General features: G+C 34.9%; 11 protein-coding genes. All 11 read right to left on the bottom strand.

Features of this window, described 5'->3' with window-relative positions; all coding sequences use genetic code 11:
• Window positions 1–19 precede the first annotated feature (19 nt).
• The 11 genes from QMG60_RS12755 to QMG60_RS12705 all read right to left on the bottom strand — a co-directional run bounded on the left by QMG60_RS12755 (window position 20) and on the right by QMG60_RS12705 (window position 16,887).
• Entirely contained in the window at window positions 20–1,039 is a 1,020-nt protein-coding gene (locus QMG60_RS12755) for a LacI family DNA-binding transcriptional regulator (RefSeq protein ID WP_281865143.1), read from the bottom strand.
• Window positions 1,040–1,258: 219 nt separating this feature from the next.
• The gene (locus tag QMG60_RS12750) at window positions 1,259–2,521 is read right to left on the bottom strand and encodes an MFS transporter (protein ID WP_057116271.1); all 1,263 of its coding nucleotides are present in this window, start codon (window positions 2,519–2,521) and stop codon (window positions 1,259–1,261) included.
• 42 nt (window positions 2,522–2,563) lie between these two features.
• Entirely contained in the window at window positions 2,564–3,949 is a 1,386-nt protein-coding gene (locus tag QMG60_RS12745) for a sugar porter family MFS transporter (RefSeq protein WP_281865142.1), read from the bottom strand.
• Between the two features lie 43 nt (window positions 3,950–3,992).
• Window positions 3,993–5,093, bottom strand: a complete 1,101-nt coding sequence (locus QMG60_RS12740; RefSeq protein WP_057116272.1) for a DUF4434 domain-containing protein — start codon at window positions 5,091–5,093, stop codon at window positions 3,993–3,995.
• Between the two features lie 42 nt (window positions 5,094–5,135).
• Entirely contained in the window at window positions 5,136–6,017 is an 882-nt protein-coding gene (locus QMG60_RS12735; protein ID WP_281865141.1) for a hypothetical protein, read from the bottom strand.
• 14 nt (window positions 6,018–6,031) lie between these two features.
• Window positions 6,032–8,353 (bottom strand): glycoside hydrolase family 20 protein, encoded by a 2,322-nt coding sequence (locus QMG60_RS12730; protein ID WP_281865140.1) that lies wholly within the window; start codon window positions 8,351–8,353, stop codon window positions 6,032–6,034.
• A 21-nt stretch (window positions 8,354–8,374) separates the two neighbouring features.
• Window positions 8,375–10,618, bottom strand: a complete 2,244-nt coding sequence (locus QMG60_RS12725) for a GH92 family glycosyl hydrolase (protein ID WP_281865139.1) — start codon at window positions 10,616–10,618, stop codon at window positions 8,375–8,377.
• A gap of 1 nt (window position 10,619) precedes the next feature.
• On the bottom strand, window positions 10,620–11,801 hold the full coding sequence (locus QMG60_RS12720; protein WP_281865138.1) for a hypothetical protein: 1,182 nt from the start codon (window positions 11,799–11,801) through the stop codon (window positions 10,620–10,622).
• Window positions 11,802–11,926: 125 nt separating this feature from the next.
• On the bottom strand, window positions 11,927–13,057 hold the full coding sequence (locus tag QMG60_RS12715) for a family 10 glycosylhydrolase (protein WP_281865137.1): 1,131 nt from the start codon (window positions 13,055–13,057) through the stop codon (window positions 11,927–11,929).
• Between the two features lie 53 nt (window positions 13,058–13,110).
• The gene (locus tag QMG60_RS12710; RefSeq protein WP_281865136.1) at window positions 13,111–14,937 is read right to left on the bottom strand and encodes a hypothetical protein; all 1,827 of its coding nucleotides are present in this window, start codon (window positions 14,935–14,937) and stop codon (window positions 13,111–13,113) included.
• Between the two features lie 93 nt (window positions 14,938–15,030).
• Window positions 15,031–16,887, bottom strand: a complete 1,857-nt coding sequence (locus QMG60_RS12705; protein ID WP_281865135.1) for a RagB/SusD family nutrient uptake outer membrane protein — start codon at window positions 16,885–16,887, stop codon at window positions 15,031–15,033.

Genomic DNA, 16,887 nt, shown 5'->3' with positions numbered 1-16,887 from the left:
TTTAGAAAGAACGCTAAAATTATTTAGATAGAGACGAATCACGAATAATTAATTCAGTTTTTAATATGCTTTTTTGAAATGATTTAACCTCATCTCTATTCTCTAGGAGAGACAACATTGTTTCCATTAGCTTGGCAGAGATCTCAGAAAGCGGCTGAGAAACGCAGCTAATAGAAGTTGGACACAATCTAAACATATCATGATCCTCAAAAGAAATAATGCCGAGTTTTTTCAATAAAACATAATCATTTTCTTTAAAAACTTCCAATCCGCTTTGAGCAAGATAATTAGTTGAAAAAAAAACAGAATCCAAATTAATATTTTTAACAAAAAAATCTCGTATATATTCTTTTGCTTCCGCAAGTTTATTTTCTGGAATCTTAAGGATGTTTGGTTTGAGCCCACATTCAAAAATTGCCTGATCATAGCCATTCAGACGATCTCTCATTTGAGACTGGTTTGAAGTTGTTGTAATAAAACCAATATTCTTAAAACTATTTTTAATTAAATGTAAAACCGCATCATTTGAAGCTCTCACATTATCAATACCAACATAATTGCATTGCAAATCCTCAAAAAACCTGTCCATCAAAACAACTGGGATATTATAATTTATAAGATCCTCAACCGTATCTTTTATACCTGGAGAAGGAACAATTATAAACCCATCAACCTGTCGAAAATTAAACAAATCTATAAGTTCTCTTGACTTCTGATCATTATTTTCGTTACTGCAAAATATAACTTTATATCCCTTTTTGTAAATCATGTCTTCAAAAATCCTAGCAAGCTTCGAGAAAAAACTGCTTGAAATGTCTTCGACCATGAAGACTAAAATTTTTGATCTTCCTGTTCTAAGGCTCTGCGCAATTTGATTTGGCTTGTAGCCGATCAATTTAGTATAATCCAATACTTTTTGAGTCATTTTTTTTGAAATATGTTTTTCTTCCGCTTTGCCATTTAGCACGAAAGAAACCGTTGATATTGAAATATTCAAGTGATCGGCAATATCTTTTATAGAAACTGGTTTACTTTTCATTTAAAATCATTTAGATCTTTTAGTATAAGAATATTAAAAAGGAAGGCATTACTACCTTCCTTTTACATTAAATTATAACACAAACAATTTTCATCAATAATCTACAAGCAAAAATTAATTTACTAAAAAACATTTTATTGAATCCAACTAGTGCAATTGGTAACCAAACCCTTAAACCACTCAAATTGGTTAGTGAAATAATTTAACATCAAATTTTTGTTATGCTTTTTCAGAATAATCTAAGTCTACATGAAAGGTTTCTTTGAGCTTTGATAAGGCCAGCAATGAAATTGATGACAATAGAGTTCCTACTACCATTGCTGCGCAGATAATATCACCGTCAAAAATGTAGTCTCTAAAATAAGAGTAAACTAATATTATTAAGGGCAGTGAACCGCGTACAAAATTTGGTGCAGTAGTCGTAACTGTTGCACGGATGTTGGTTCCAAACTGCTCTGCGGCAATTGTTACAAACAAAACCCAATATCCAACAGAAACGCCCATTAAAAGACAAAGGAAATAAAATACATTTGCAGAAATCCCCGCAACGTTTAGATATACAAACACCATTACTAAATTGAAAGCCAAAAACCAGTACATTACTTTTTTTCTGCTTTTCAGCAATTGGCTCAAAAGTCCGCTGGCAATATCTCCAAAAACCAAACCTGCATAACAAAATGCAATTGCCTTTCCCGCTTCAATAGTCTCGGCTTGCGGTATGTTTAGTGCTTTTGCAAATTCAGGTGAAAACGTAATTAATACGCCAACCAAAAACCACAAAGGCATTCCAATCAAAATACAGTTTATGTATTTAAAAAATCGTTTTCTATTAGTAAACAATGATAAAAAATCACCTTTCTTTTCATTCTCCTCTTGAACTCTTTTGAAAATTCCTGACTCGGTAATACTAATTCTTAAAAACAATAATAAGATTCCTAAAACTCCTCCTGCGTAATAACATAAGCGCCAATCCTGAAAAATTTCATAAATAATATAGGCTGCAACCGCTCCAGAAACTCCAACAGAAGCTACAATCATAGTTCCGTAACCACGTTTTTCTTTCGGAAGGGATTCTGCCACAAGTGTAATTCCTGCTCCAAGTTCTCCTGCTAGACCAATTCCTGCAATAAGTCTCCAAAAAGCATACGCTCCAATTGTGTCCACCATTCCGTTTGCAATATTTGCAACCGAATAAATAAGTATCGAACCAAATAAAACAGAAATTCTACCTTTTTTATCGCCTAAAATTCCCCATAGAATACCGCCAAAGAGCATTCCGAACATTTGCATACTAATTAAATATTCTCCCTGATTCCGAATGGCATCGCCTGTTATTCCTAAGTCTTTCAAACTGTCTGTACGGACAATTCCGAATAGTAAAAGATCATATATATCAACAAAATAACCTAAAGCAGCCACAATAACGGCAGCATTTAAAATTGACTTTGGTTCTTTTGCCTGAAGCTTTGAAAAGAGTTTCATAATTGGTTTTGGTTTGATAGTGTTTATAGTAAGTACGATGGTTTAATGTGCAATCCAAATATCTTCAATTTCTTCTAAAGATTTTCCTGTAGTTTCAGGCACATAAAAACGTGTTATTAATAGATACGGAATACACATTACGGCAAAAATCCAAAACGAAATTGCCGGACTTAATGATTCTAATAATACCGGTGTTAATTGTCCGATAAGATAAGAACCTATCCAAAGAGAGAAACCTGCCATTGACATTGCTAATCCTCGTACTTTTACCGGATACATCTCAGATATTAAAACCCAAATAACTACACAGATTGAAATAGCACAGAAGAAAATGTAACCAATAATTAAATACAAGAGAATATTCGGATTCTTGAATCCTAAATAAAAATAAGACCCGATAGCAATAAGCATGGCGAACATTCCTGTTACTCCTATATATACTAATTGCTTTCTTCCGATTTTATCAACCAGATACATTCCTAAAACTGTAGATAATACGTTTACAACACCAATTACAATCTGAAAATCTAATGATCCCTGAGATGCCATTCCGGCTTCTTTAAAGATAATTGGTCCGTAATAAAAAATAACATTTACACCCATGAATTGTCCTAAAATGGCAAGACTCATTCCAATGAATAAAGCGGTTCTATAGCCAGGCTGGAATAAAATTCTCCAATCCGATTTTTCTTTATTTGAAATTGATTTCTTTGTGTTTGCTATCTGCTCTTGCGCTTCCTGAGCACCAAATAACTTTGTTAGAGTTTTTTCGGCTGCAGCAAGATTATTTTTAGAAATCTGCCATCTCGGACTTTCTGGTATAAAAAAGATAATTAGGAAAAATAAGAAAGAAGGAACTCCGCACAATCCTAACATTCCTCTCCAAAATTCTGTCTGAAAAATGACTTTTGCCCATTGCGCCTCAAACTGACCTGACATAGCCCAGCTTAAAACTTTTGCATTGGCAAAATAAGAGGCAACAATGCCAACTGTAATAGCCAATTGATAAAGCGTTACCAATGTTCCTCTGAAACGTGCCGGAGAAACCTCAGATATATATAACGGAGAAACAACAGAAGCTACACCAATCCCCATTCCGCCAAGTATTCTAGCCCAAATAAGCGCTTCAAAGCTATTCACAAACATACAGCCAGCTGCAGAAATTGTAAATAAAGTTGCTGCCAAAAGCATCGTCCATTTACGACCTAAAACATCTGATATTTTTCCAGCAAAAGCAACTCCTATAATAGAGCCTATTAATGCGCAGCCCACATACCAGCCCGTTGAAACATTATCTAATGCAAACTGTTTGGCCACCTGTTCGATAGTTCCGGATATAACCGCAACATCGTAGCCGAAAAGAAATCCGCCGATGGCACCTATTATAGACAGGAAGATTATATATTTAAAATTCTCTTTTTGATTCATTTTTATTGGTCGTTTTGGTTAATTAAAATTATAATCTTCATTTTTATTTGATTCCGAAATACTCTTTATATCGATCGTATAAATGTCCTGCCTGTAAATAAGCAGACTGCGGACTCATAAAATGCGAAAACTCAAAAGTGATTCCTTTTTGATATCCCGCTCTTTGAGCCGCTTCAAGTTTTAATCTCAATTTTTCAAATTTGATTGGAAAAAATTTAATTGGCATATCTCTGTCAAAAGTTTCAGCATTTGTCCAGCATTCTAAACCATATTTATCTCCTAATTTTTTATTTACTGAGAAAAAAGCGTCTAATTCATCATAATCAATATGTCCATCCTGAAACGCGCACGCATCAACTGCACCTTTGATTCCGTCAAATATTTCGCCCCATTCTTTTTCATGTTCCTGAACCGAAACTGCATCTTCTTTAGATAATTTGCCTGATGCTGCCATTACTGCTTTTTTACCGTCAATCCAAGGCGACATAAATGTTGGCAATCCGCCGGAAACATCTTTACATAGTTGCCCTAAAGTTCTGAATGATTCTATCGCTCCTTTGGTTTTACGGCTGATTTCTCCACTTAAATACCAGCCGGCAAAACTTTTATAGTGTCCATATTTTTTCCAAACTTCTTCGATCACAAATTTATTGGCTTCGATTTCAGTCGTCATATCTCCTGTATCCCAATAAACTCCAGAATCGTATAATCCGAAGTAAAATTTCATTTTATGTTTATCTGCCAAACGTAAGTACATGTCTAAAAGATCTACACCTGGTTTGTAACAGCCTCTTTTATTGATTAAATAATCTGAATTGTAAGTAATAAATTTTCTATAACCTGAACGAATCATAATAACCGTATCAATACCTATGGCCTTCATGTGTGCAAAATCTCGATCCCACTCTTTTTCTCCCCAATTTTGATGCGGAATATCATGTGAAATTTCGTCTAAGAAAGTTCCTGTAATTCGTAATGCATTTCCCTGTGGAACTAATAATTCCGGACGTTCTTCTGTAATTATTGCCGGTTTTTCAACATCTTTTATAGACGAATTACTCTCAAAAGAACTCAATAATGGAATACTCACTGCAGATGCTGCTCCCAATCCTAATTGGCTCAAAAAATCTCTTCTGGTTTTCATTTTTTTATGTTTTTATAGCTTAGTAGTTATTTTTTTTTAATTTTATCTAGAACCAAAAATATCAATTGATTCTCCGCTTTCACCAAATGAACTTAAATTAAAGTAGCTTTTGGCAGGACATTGCATATCTGTAAAGCGTTTCGTATGCATTGGCGCTTTTACAACATTTCCATTTACAGAACGAAATAAAAAGGTTTCAGTCCATTTTGCTCCTGTCACTTTTGCTGATGTCGGCTGGGCTGGTTTTCCTTCATTTGCTACCTGATCAATTGCATTTACACGTTTGTATTGCGCCATAAAGTTTGGATCGTAACCATCAGCATCAAAAATTTGCTCATATTTTTTGCCAGCGCCTTCAACAATAAATTTTATTTTTTTAGCTTCGATCAACTGAATACTGATTGTAACCGTTTCTCTAGGATACCAATAATATTTGGCTTCGGCAGGCGCATTAATGTAAAGTGAGGTCTGACCAGATTTATAGCCTGTACGGCGCAAAAATGGACGAAATGCTTTATGTTCTTTACTAATAGAACCATCTTCTTCACGAATGACTTCCCAAGTTAAACCAATATCTGTTTCCTGCTCATCAGAGTTTCCTCCTAAATAGACTGATGCATTATCTAAATAAGCTCCAGGTTTATTAGGGTTTGTTCTTGAAGGATCATATGTTAAAACTGGAAGCGTAACCGTTCCTCCAATTCCTAACCAAAAATCTTTGCTGGAATATGCTTTTCTATAATAAGCTCCTGCAAAACAAGGGCTTAAAGGAGCAGGCAAAATTTCCTTCTCAAATTTAGTTTTGATTTGTTCTTCTATACTCACTTTTACAGCTGGTTTTGACTGCGAATTGCTCTCTGAACAGCCAGCCAGAAAAATCATGGATGAAAGTGCGTATATTTGAATTAAATGGCTCTTTTTCATTGTAATTTATGGTGTTACTTAATTGTAATTTCGTCTACAAATAAAAATGTAGGCTGTCCAGCAGAATAATGCCATTCTGGAATTTTCTCAAAAATTGGCGCTTTGATTTTTACATATCTTCCTTCCTGCGAAGCAAAAATGGCCTTTAAGTTTGTAATCTTTGGGCCGTCACCTTTCTCTGCAATTTTTAAATCTTCGCTATGAACCTGTGTAAAATTTATTCCGTCTGTAGAAACAAAAACATGAAACTGTTTAGGTCCAAAAATCCAGTCGTTCGGAGAGGTAAAAGTGTTCATGCTGACTTCTGTTACCTGTTGAACAGATTTTAAATCTATAGTGGCTTCAAAATCGTCTTTATAAAGCGCTATCCAATCTCCGGTACTGAAAGCTGTGGTTCCTGTTCTTCCGTCTACCAATGTTTTTCCTCCATTGAAACGATACCGTTCGACAGGTTCATTTTTTAATACGATTGGCTTTGCAGTTGCTTTGTTGAATTCAAACTTTTTGGTAAAAACTTTACTGGGATAATTTTGCGAAATAACTGCTGCTTTTACAGTCACAGCAGCATTGATAATTATACTTTCTGTATATTTTTTACTTTTTATAGTTGGTTCAGCACCATCTAGAGTGTAATAAATTGGAGATTTACTTGATGTTTTTAAGTTCAGAATCAATTGACCATTTTCGGTATCTACTATATATTCTGGGGAAACCTCCAAAATATGTTTTGCATAATTGTAATTCAGCTTATCATAGATTTTTAAAAAATCTGATAATCGATTCAAAAAATCACCATAATTCTTTTTATCTGCATTTGTCCAAACTACTTCGCTTAAAGCGGCAAGTCTTGGCAAAACCATATATTCTGTCTGTGCTTCGGTATTAATATATTCTCTCCAAATATTTGCCTGCGCGCCTATGATAAGTTTTTTTTCATTTTCGGTCAATCCGTTTGGAATTGGTTCGAAAGAATAAACGCGTTCAATGTTTGTAAAACCTCCAATTGCTAAAGGTTCTGAAGCCGCATCGGTACTTTGATAATAGTCAAAATAAACATGCGAACTTGGTGTCATAATCGCTTTATGACCTTGTTTTACAGCATCTACTCCTGCCTGGGCACTTCTCCAAGACATTATAGTTGCATTTGGTGCAATACCGCCTTCGAGTATTTCGTCCCAACCAATTACTTGTTTTCCTTTGGCATTTAAGAATTTTTCAATTCTGGACATACAATAACTCTGCAGCTTTTCTTCAGCACTATGGTGACTGTCTTTCTTCAAACCTAATTCAATAATTTTGGCTTGGCATTTAGGACATTTTTCCCATCTCTTTTTTGGGCATTCGTCTCCTCCTATATGAAAATATTTCGAAGGAAAAAGCGGAATCAATTCTGAAAAAACTCTTTCTAAAAAAGTAAAAGTTTGTTCGTTTCCAATGCAAAGAACATCATCTGAAACTCCCCATTTTTTATACACTTCATAACCTTTCCCAACACAGCCGAGTTCCGGATAAGATGCCAATGCTGCAACCATGTGACCTGGCAGGTCAATTTCAGGAATAATCGTTATAAAACGATTTTGCGCGTAGGCTACCACTTCTTTTATCTGTTCCTGAGTATAAAATCCCCCATGAGGTTTTCCGTCATAAACTCCTGTCTGTTTTCCTACTTGAGTTTCGTTTCTAAATGCACCTATTTGCGTTAATTTTGGATATTTTTTAATCTCTACGCGCCATCCCTGATCATCTGTTAAATGCCAATGAAAAGTATTAATATTATGCAAGGCCAGTAAATCAATATATTTTTTTACAAATTCTACCGATGCAAAATGGCGGGCAACATCCAAATGCATTCCGCGATACGCAAATCTCGGATAATCTGTAATCTCAACAGCCGGAAGTTTAATTTGTGATTTGGTTTCATTTTCCAGCAGTACTTTACGCAAAAGCTGAACACCATAAAAAGTGCCCGCACTTGAAGCTCCGTTTATAAGAATTTGGTTTTCAGTTACCGAAAAATTATACGCTTCTTTATTTTCGTTTTTATAGCTGTTTTGCAAAACGATTCCTTTTCCCTTTGGAGCTGATACCGAAACAATAAGTTGTAATCCGTTTGATAATTTTATATATTCTGATAAAAAAACAGCAGTTTGCTTTAGATTTTCATCATTTTTTGGATAATATATTTTTACATCAGAACTAAGAACAAAAGATTGGCCTTGCTTTTCTTTAATATCCTGAACTAATGGAATTGTTTTGTACAAATTGTATTTATCTGTCTGGGCAACGGCCAAACCAATTTTAAAAAGACAAACTATGTAAATTATATATATCTTCATGCTAAATATATTTTATGAAACTTACTTATTAGGAATTTTATTGGTCATTTTAAAAACCAATTCTCCACCCGATGCAATCTGATCGTGTGCAAAAAATAAAGAATTCAACGTTTTTCCGTTCAGGGTTACTGATTCTACATATTTATTTTGAGGACTATTGTTTATTGTCTTTACGATCAATTTTTTTCCTTTTTCCAAGTCGATTGTTACTTTATCAAATAATGGTCTTGAAATCGTGTAAGTTGGATCTGCAGGAGCAACCTGATAAAAACCTATGGCATTCAAAATATACCAGGACGACATTTGTCCACAGTCTTCATTACCGCTTAAACCATCCGGAGCATTTCTGTACTGCTCTTTCATGATTTTATCTGCCAATTCCTGTGTTTTAAAAGGTTTGTCAATGTAATTATAAAAATAGATAATATGGTGGCTTGGCTCGTTTCCGTGAGCATACTGCCCGATTAATCCCGAAATATCTGCAGATGCTTCTGATCCTTCCACTTTTGCAGTTGTATTAAAAAGGGCATCAAGATTTTTTTCAAAAGCTTTTTTTCCTCCCATTAAATCAATTAATCCCGAAACGTCTTGAGGTGCAAACCATGTCCACTGCCAGGCATTTCCTTCACAATATGGACTGTTCATGTGATCTGAAAACGAAGGATTAAACGGCTCTATAAATTTTCCGTTACTGTCTAAGGCGCGCATAAAACCAGTTTCTTTGTCGAAATATTTTTTGTAGCGCATGCCTCGTTCCGAAAGCCATTTATAGTCTTCTGTTTTTCCCATATCTTTCGCAACCTGCGCCAATGCCCAATCGTTATAAGCATATTCTAAACCTCTTGAAGTAGCAAAAATCACATCTTTATCAGCTGGAATAAACCCCATTTCTTGATTGTATTTTTTCCCTTTCGTCATTAGCCATTCCCAAATAGCAGGATGATTTACTTTTACTCCTGTTGTATCATAAGGTATTGACCGCATCATGGCTTTGTAAGCCAGTTCGGTATCATAACCACGTATATTTTTGGTATAAGCATCTGAAATTACAGATGTAGCGTGCGCACCAATCATTGTTCCTGTATAATTGGCTGCCAAATCCCACATTGGCAACAAACCTCCCTGCTGATATTTTAGCAGAAGTGAATTGATAAATTCGTTTGTTTTAGATGGACTAATTAAATCGATCAAAGGCATTTGAGCCCTGTAGGTATCCCAAAGTGAAAATACAGTGTAATAAGTTCCAGAATCTAATGTGTGAATTTTTAAATCCTGCCCGCGGTATCTCTTGTCAAAATCAGAATAAGTTGACGGATGAATAAAAGCATGATACAATCCTGTGTAAAAAATAGTTTTTTGTTCTTCTGTTCCGCCTTCAATTTTAATTTTCTCGAGCTGTTTTTTCCAAAGTTCATTGGCCTGCTGTTTCGCTTTATTAAAATCCCAATTCGGAATTTCGGCATCTAGATTCTGCAATGCTCCTCTTTCGTCGACAGGAGAAATTCCAACTTTTACTTGTATGTTAGTAGGATTTTCAAAATAAAGAACAGCTTTGATATGATCTGCTTTTAACAGTTTTCCTGATACTGGCTTATTATTTTTATACAATTCAACTTTAAAAGGTTTATTGAACTTTGCATAAAAATAAACATAGTCCCTTTTAGACCAGCCTTCTGTCAATCGCATTCCTCTAATTTCAGTATCGCTTACAATTTCGATAGAAGATTCCAAAACCTTTTGATTGTGAAGGTTGTGATGCAAATCAATAATAATTCCGGCTTCTTTAGAAGGGAAAGTATACTCGTGAAAACCAGCGCGTGTAGATGCTGTCATCGAAGCTTTTATGCCATTATCAAAATTAACCGTATAAAAACCAGCTAAAGCCTTTTCATTTTTATGCGAGAAATTCAGCGGATAATATTCTTTCAGACTTCCGTTTTCTAATTGCAGTTTACCAGAAAAAGGAGTAAAAAGAATATCAGCAAAATCGGTCATTCCGGTACCACTCAAATGTCGGTGTGAGAATCCTAAAATACTGGTATCTTTAATATAATAACCGCTACATGCATCCCATTCCAGCGTTCTGGTATCCGGACTTAACTGCACCATTCCGAAAGGAACTACTGCTCCCGGAAAAGTATGACCATGCCCGCCAGTACCAATAAATGGATTAACATACTGCGTTAGATTTTTTAATTTTTGAGCTGTTGTTTTTATTGAAAAACTCAAAATAGCGAGTAACAGTATCGGAAGATTTTTTTTCATTTTATAATAATGTATTTATATTTTTTTCAAACATTTTCCAGTCTGATTCATTAAGTTCTAAAACATAAGCGTAGCCTTTCTCTGTTTTAGTTTTCTGCCACATATTTACAATTTTTTGCTGATCACTTTGCAATAGATTACCATTTTTATCCCAAATTTCTTTTGTGCACAAACATCCCATTGAAGGAGTCTGTCCATAAAAAATCTGTTTTTTGTAAATTTCCTGATCGATGGTTGTTCCATGAAAATGAATTTCACCTCTTCCTGCTTTTCCTGCCCAATACGTTTGTTGAATATTTAGATTCGATTGCAACTTTTTTGGAAAAAACTGCATATAATCTTCCAATAGAAAATCCTTTTTTTCATTATTATAAAAAACAGAAGCTTCGCATTCAAAAGGCAAAAACGTAACAAAACTCAAAGTCGGTCCGATAAAAACATTCTTAGATTTGGCAAGACTTTCAATTTTAAATAAACCGGTTGGCGTGTTTCCGTTGGTAATATACATAGGCAGATTGGTAGAGCTTCTTGCCAATTGATCTACTAAAACAACTTTTCCATTTTCTTTTAGTAAAATTCCGTTTTCATCCTGAACAAAAACTTTGCCTGGCAAATCTCTGTTTTTGTGCTGAACAGAGTATAAAAATTTAGTTTTTTTAGTAATGTTGTATTGTATTAATTCAATAAGATCCGAAATAGAAATAGACTTATATTCAGGTTTTAATTCATTTCGCAAAGCCTGAATTACAGCGTTATCATTATCAGTAAACTTCGTATTTAAAAGCTGTTTAACCTCTTTTTTATTTTGAACTAAATAATGTATTGATGTTGCAAAGATTGAAGCGTTTTCATTTTCATTTTCTGCAATATCAGTCATTTCTAAAACAAAATCTTTTGGAAAACAAGCAAATACGGATTCAAAAATTTTCTTTAAATCGTATTTTGATAACTGTTTATAATTTGATAATGCCTTTTTTAAAACGCTAAAATTCTGTTGTGAATTATCGATTAAAAATGAAGTTGCCCATGCATAACTATTCCAGTTTACAGGTTTATCAAATTTTAGGTAAGCTTCGGCTTGATGATTGATTATGGAGTCTTTTAGTTTTATAAGCAGATCTGCTCTTGATTTTTTTGATGCAAAAACAAAAGATTGTTGCTGTGCAAAACCAGTAAAGCTCATTAAAAAAATGAGTATCAAAAATAATGGTATATTTTTTTTCTGGCGCATAGTGAACTTTTTCTCTGCTTAGTGTTTATATAAACACTACTGCCAAAATCTATTTCCGGCAGTAGCATTTTTTAAAATTATTTTGAAGCGTATTTAGTAGTAAAATATTCTGAATTGTATTTTAATCCTTCAAAAAAGAAGAAAATTTCACCGCTTACATAATTGTTTCGGTTCTCGTTTACCATTTGTTCTAAAAACTGATTAGAAGCATTGTAAGTTCCAGATTGAATTAAAACTCCTGCATACAATTTTGAACGATCTGCACTATTCTTAACATAAGAAACCTGGGATTTTAATGTCTGCGAATAAGCTGAAAAATCATAACGGTAAATCTGTGGAATTACATAATCACAATATTTTTTATCCAGCCATGTTGGCCAGTCCTGCAAATAATTGTCCTTAGCCCATGGGTGTACACTTGGCGCCATAGAAACGATTACATTAGGTTTTACTGCCTTTACAGCTTTGTATAAATCACCTAAAAATTCTGTCAGTTTATTAGCTCTCCAATCTTTCCAGGCAGCATCATTTTCATTTGCCGGCGGATCAGTTCCTTTTTCCGTTTTATAAAGCTGCACAGTGTAATCGTCATAACCTCCTTTTATTGGCATTGCTGGGAGTCTGTCATCACCTTGAACTCCATCAACTTCATATTTTTTTACAACTTCCAAAATCAAAGATTTCATGAAATTCTGAACGTCAGGATTAATTCCGTTCATCCATTCAAATCCATTAGATGAAACCAATAAATTTTTAGAAACGTCTTTGGCTGCCCATTGCGGGTACTTCTGTAAAATCACACCGCCCTGCTGTCCATTTGAAGCGGCAAAACCATATTCAAACCATGCATGAACTTTCATTTTTTCTTTATGCGCTTCGGTAATCATTTCCAGCAGGGGATCTCTTCCTGCATAACTTTCCATAATTGGGATCCCAAATTCTTTATTCATGATTTCACTTGGATAAAGTGTTCGTCCTTTATTCCAAACCACAACATAAATATCTGTAATATTCGATTTTTTACAGGTCTGTACTGTTTCTTTTATCGCATTTAAGGAACTTAATGCCGTAGACGCCACATTGGTAACCCAAATTCCTTTTATTCCTTTTGTAGTTTGAACTGGATTGTTTGGGTATACTCTAGGCGGTTCTTCACTATTGCATGAAAAAAACAATATGGCAATAGATAAGATTAATAATTTTTTCATTTTGTATAATTTTAAAAGGAGATTTTCTCTTTTCAGAGAAAATCCCCAAAGCTTTATTGTTCTAATTTATATACAGCTAGTTTATCGTTTGTACCATAATACAATACGTGCAGTTTACCATTTATTACTGCAAAATCTGCATCGGTAGTATTATTGGCATTTGAAACGGCGGCTCCTGTCACTTCTAAAATTGGACTTTCAAGAGCTGTTGTACTTGCCGTTGTGTAGTCTACCAGTCTGAAAACGTGTTTTCCGCCTATAAAAGCAACATAAGCAATATATTTTCTTCCTTTGTAAACAATAGTTTTACAATCTGTTGTTACATTTCCTGATGCCGTTTTGAATGTTTCAGAGAAAGAACTGCTTAACAAGTTTAATCCACTGTAAGATGTTCCTACAGAAGCCCCGACAAATCCTGAATCGTCTGGCTGTACGCTGTAGTAGAAACCAGTTCCAGAATAAGGGAATGACTGCTGTGTTGGTGTTGGATTTAAAACTCCGCCTGTAACTTTCCAGATTAATACGTTTGTTTTTTGCGCAAGCGGCACTGTAATCGTTGCATCTCCATCTAATGATCCAGAAATGCTGATACCAGCTGTTCTAGGCGCAGATGTTAATCCTAAACTAGTTTGTGAGAATGTAATATATTTTGTTGGGGCTGTATCTGTAGCAGAATTCCATTTTACGATTGATATCATATCTGTTGGTGCAGCTAAATTACCTAAATGTACCCCAAGAATTTTTCCATTGTCATCAGTTGCTAATTTTCTAATTCCAAAAAGTGCTCCTGTATCAAAAGTGTTAGCTCCTTTATCTAAATTATTTAAATAATTCCCTGAAAGATCAAATACCTGAATTCCTGCAGGAGGATTTGATCCTGTTGGCACAGCATTAGTAGCAATAACAATTTTCCCGTTAGAAAATGCTGCTGAAGAACCTGCATTGGCAGAGAAATTAAATTGAGCATGCGATTTTTCTAAAAGCGGGTTCATTTTAATAATCGGGTTTTTAACTGTAAACTCACGTTCGATTCCGTCTGTTCCCGTTGCTTTTACTTTAAATCCTAACAAAGTATTTACATTAGTTCCTTTAAAATTAGGATCAACTGTATTTCCAAAAGCTGCATTGATTACAACGGTCGCATCTGAGAAATTAGTCAAGTAAGGAACTACTGGCTGAATGATATTTTTATCAGCATCTACTATAATAATTTCTGAAGTTGTGTCTCCATTAATTACCATACTGTTGATTTTTGCCGGACCAACTTTTTCAGAAGTAAACACGACATCGTATTTGTAAATCGTTACACCATCGGCTCCTAAAACTTCTAAACTAAACGGAGCTTTACTAGGCAGATTAAATGTATAATCTTTCTCTGTTCCGTTTACATAATTGTTTAATGTTCCGTTTTTAAATTCGTAAGAAACAGCCAGTTTTGTAATGTCTGTTCCAACCGGAATCTGAACAATAATTGAAGTTTTTCCGAAGAAAATCTTATCTTTTGCAATTGGAAGGCCAGCTACAGTCAAACTCGTTAAACTTGGTGGAGACTGTACAATAAGTTTCCAAACACTGCTCTGTCCATCTTGTCCATAAATGCTAACATCAATTGGTTTTGTCAAATCGCGGTTAACATTATTTTCTGGAGTTACTACGGTTCCGTTTGATACTAAAATTTCTGTTTTAACGTCTTTAAGGTTTGTACCTGCTGGCAAAACAACCTTTGCCTCATTCATATCATTCTGCGCAATGTTGTATAAAACATTATTCAATTTAACGGCTACAATCCTGGCCGATTGATAGCTGCGATCGTCTTTAAAACTATCATCACATGAGGACAATAGAATAAGACTCATAAGCAAATAAAATATTTTTCTCATTTTTCTATGTTTATATTTTTTACTTCGATTAACTAGTAAAGTCAATCTTCGCTTAATTTATTTGACAATAATCTAATTTCTAAAAGGAAACAATTATTGACCGTAACCATCATTTTGCGTAAGCTGAGGCGCCTTGTTTCTTTCAACCTGAGGAATCGGCCATAAATAGAATTTATCATTCCAGTTGTTTGGTCTGTCTGCATCTCTCTGGCGTAGTTTGCTTCCGTAAGCAGCATAAAGTGCTAAGTCATTCAAATCTCTCTCAGAACCTGGTGTCCCATAGGATGGAACCATATCTGCAGTTACTTGAGTAAATCCGTCGGGATAAGTACCAGGATTATTACCCGTAGCTGGGATTACTCCTGTTGCAATTGGGAATCCGTATGTTCTTTCTGCATTTTCCAATGCTCCAGTTCTCCATCTTCTCATATCGAAGAAGTGTAATCCTGCTTCTCTAATAAGTTCTACTTTACGTTCTCTGCGAACCAATTGTCTTAATTTTGCCTGATCTGCCAATGTTGTTGCCGGCATGTTTACTCTGGCTCTAACTTCGTTGATCGCTCCAGTAACGGTACCGTCAATTTGGTTTAATTCGATTTTTGCTTCAGCGTACATTAATAAAATTTCTGCATAACGCATCATTAAAATGTTGTATGAAGGCTCTGAAACAATTTCGTCATTAAAGTAATTGTATTTTCTCCATAGGTATCCAACTCCACTCTGAATGTAACCGTATTGTGCTACAGATCCTGTGTAATCTAAATTCGTAATTGAAGTTGCATTGTTTGCCGCGTCAAATGCTGTAGTCGTTGGCTTGTATAATTCCATTAAGATATTCAGCTTTACTCCTCCATTATTTGCAATGATGTTCGATTTATGTGTGTAAATAGACATTTTCAAACGCGGATCTCTGTTGACAAACGGATTTTTAGGATCGTAACCAGAACCTGGCTCATCGATTCTTTTTCCGTTTGTCATTTCAAAAGTATCTACTAATAACTGGGTTGGGAATCTTCCTGACTGTCCTCCAACTGTTCTTGCCATTTCACCAAAAGATTGGTAATGTGTCTTTTTTGATGCCTGATCTGAATAAGAAAGTGCAAAAATATTTTCTTTTTTAACTGGCCCAGTAAGCTGTCCCGCTCTTGTAAATAAATCGTCGAAGTTTGGTGCTAAAGATCTTCCAGATTCCTGAATAATTCTTCTTGAAGTCTGTGCTGCAATGTCAAAATAAACAGCCGCTTTTGCTGCATCCTTCGTTCCTTTCATACCAAAACCTTCTTTGCACCATGATCCTGCGTACAAAGCAATTCTAGCTTTTAGACCCAAAGCATACGATTTGTCTACGCGCCCTAATTCTGCAGCCTGCCAAGGCAATTGTGTACTCGCTTCTTCAAGATCGTTCAATAAATAATCAACGATTTCCATCCAAGGTTTTCTTGTAGCACTTTTTTGCTCTTCTGGAGTTACCGATTTTGTAAAGAAAGGCACATCTCCGTACAATGAAACTAGATAATGGTAATGTGTTGCTCTAATTACTTTATTTTCTGCAACATATTGTTTTGCTTTATCGCTTAAACCGTCAATATAAGGGGCAGAACCTTCGATAACGGTATTGGCTCTTGCTATTCCTTTGTAGAAATTAGCCCACTGTCCCTCCACAATAAAGTTATTTTCTAAGTTAACATTGTTTACGCCAATCGAGTTATTGTCGGCTCTTTCGATACCCATTGGCGTGTACATATCATAAAGCGTGAAAAATGGCAACTGGCTGCTCTCCATATACAGACCTTGGTAAGATCCGTTTGTTCCCTGTTCGATCGCCGCTTCATTGTTATAAAAATTTGAGGACAAATAATCACTCAAAGGCTCTTTGTCTATATAGTCTTCACAAGATCCTAACCCAATGATAAGGGTTAATCCGAGAATTGTTTTTTTGATTAAATTCAT

Source organism: Flavobacterium sp. GSB-24 (assembly GCF_027924665.1).
In the GTDB taxonomy this organism is placed as follows: domain Bacteria; phylum Bacteroidota; class Bacteroidia; order Flavobacteriales; family Flavobacteriaceae; genus Flavobacterium.
The sequence above is the reverse complement of the archived record's forward strand: the minus strand, read 5'-3'. Positions and strand labels throughout refer to the sequence as shown.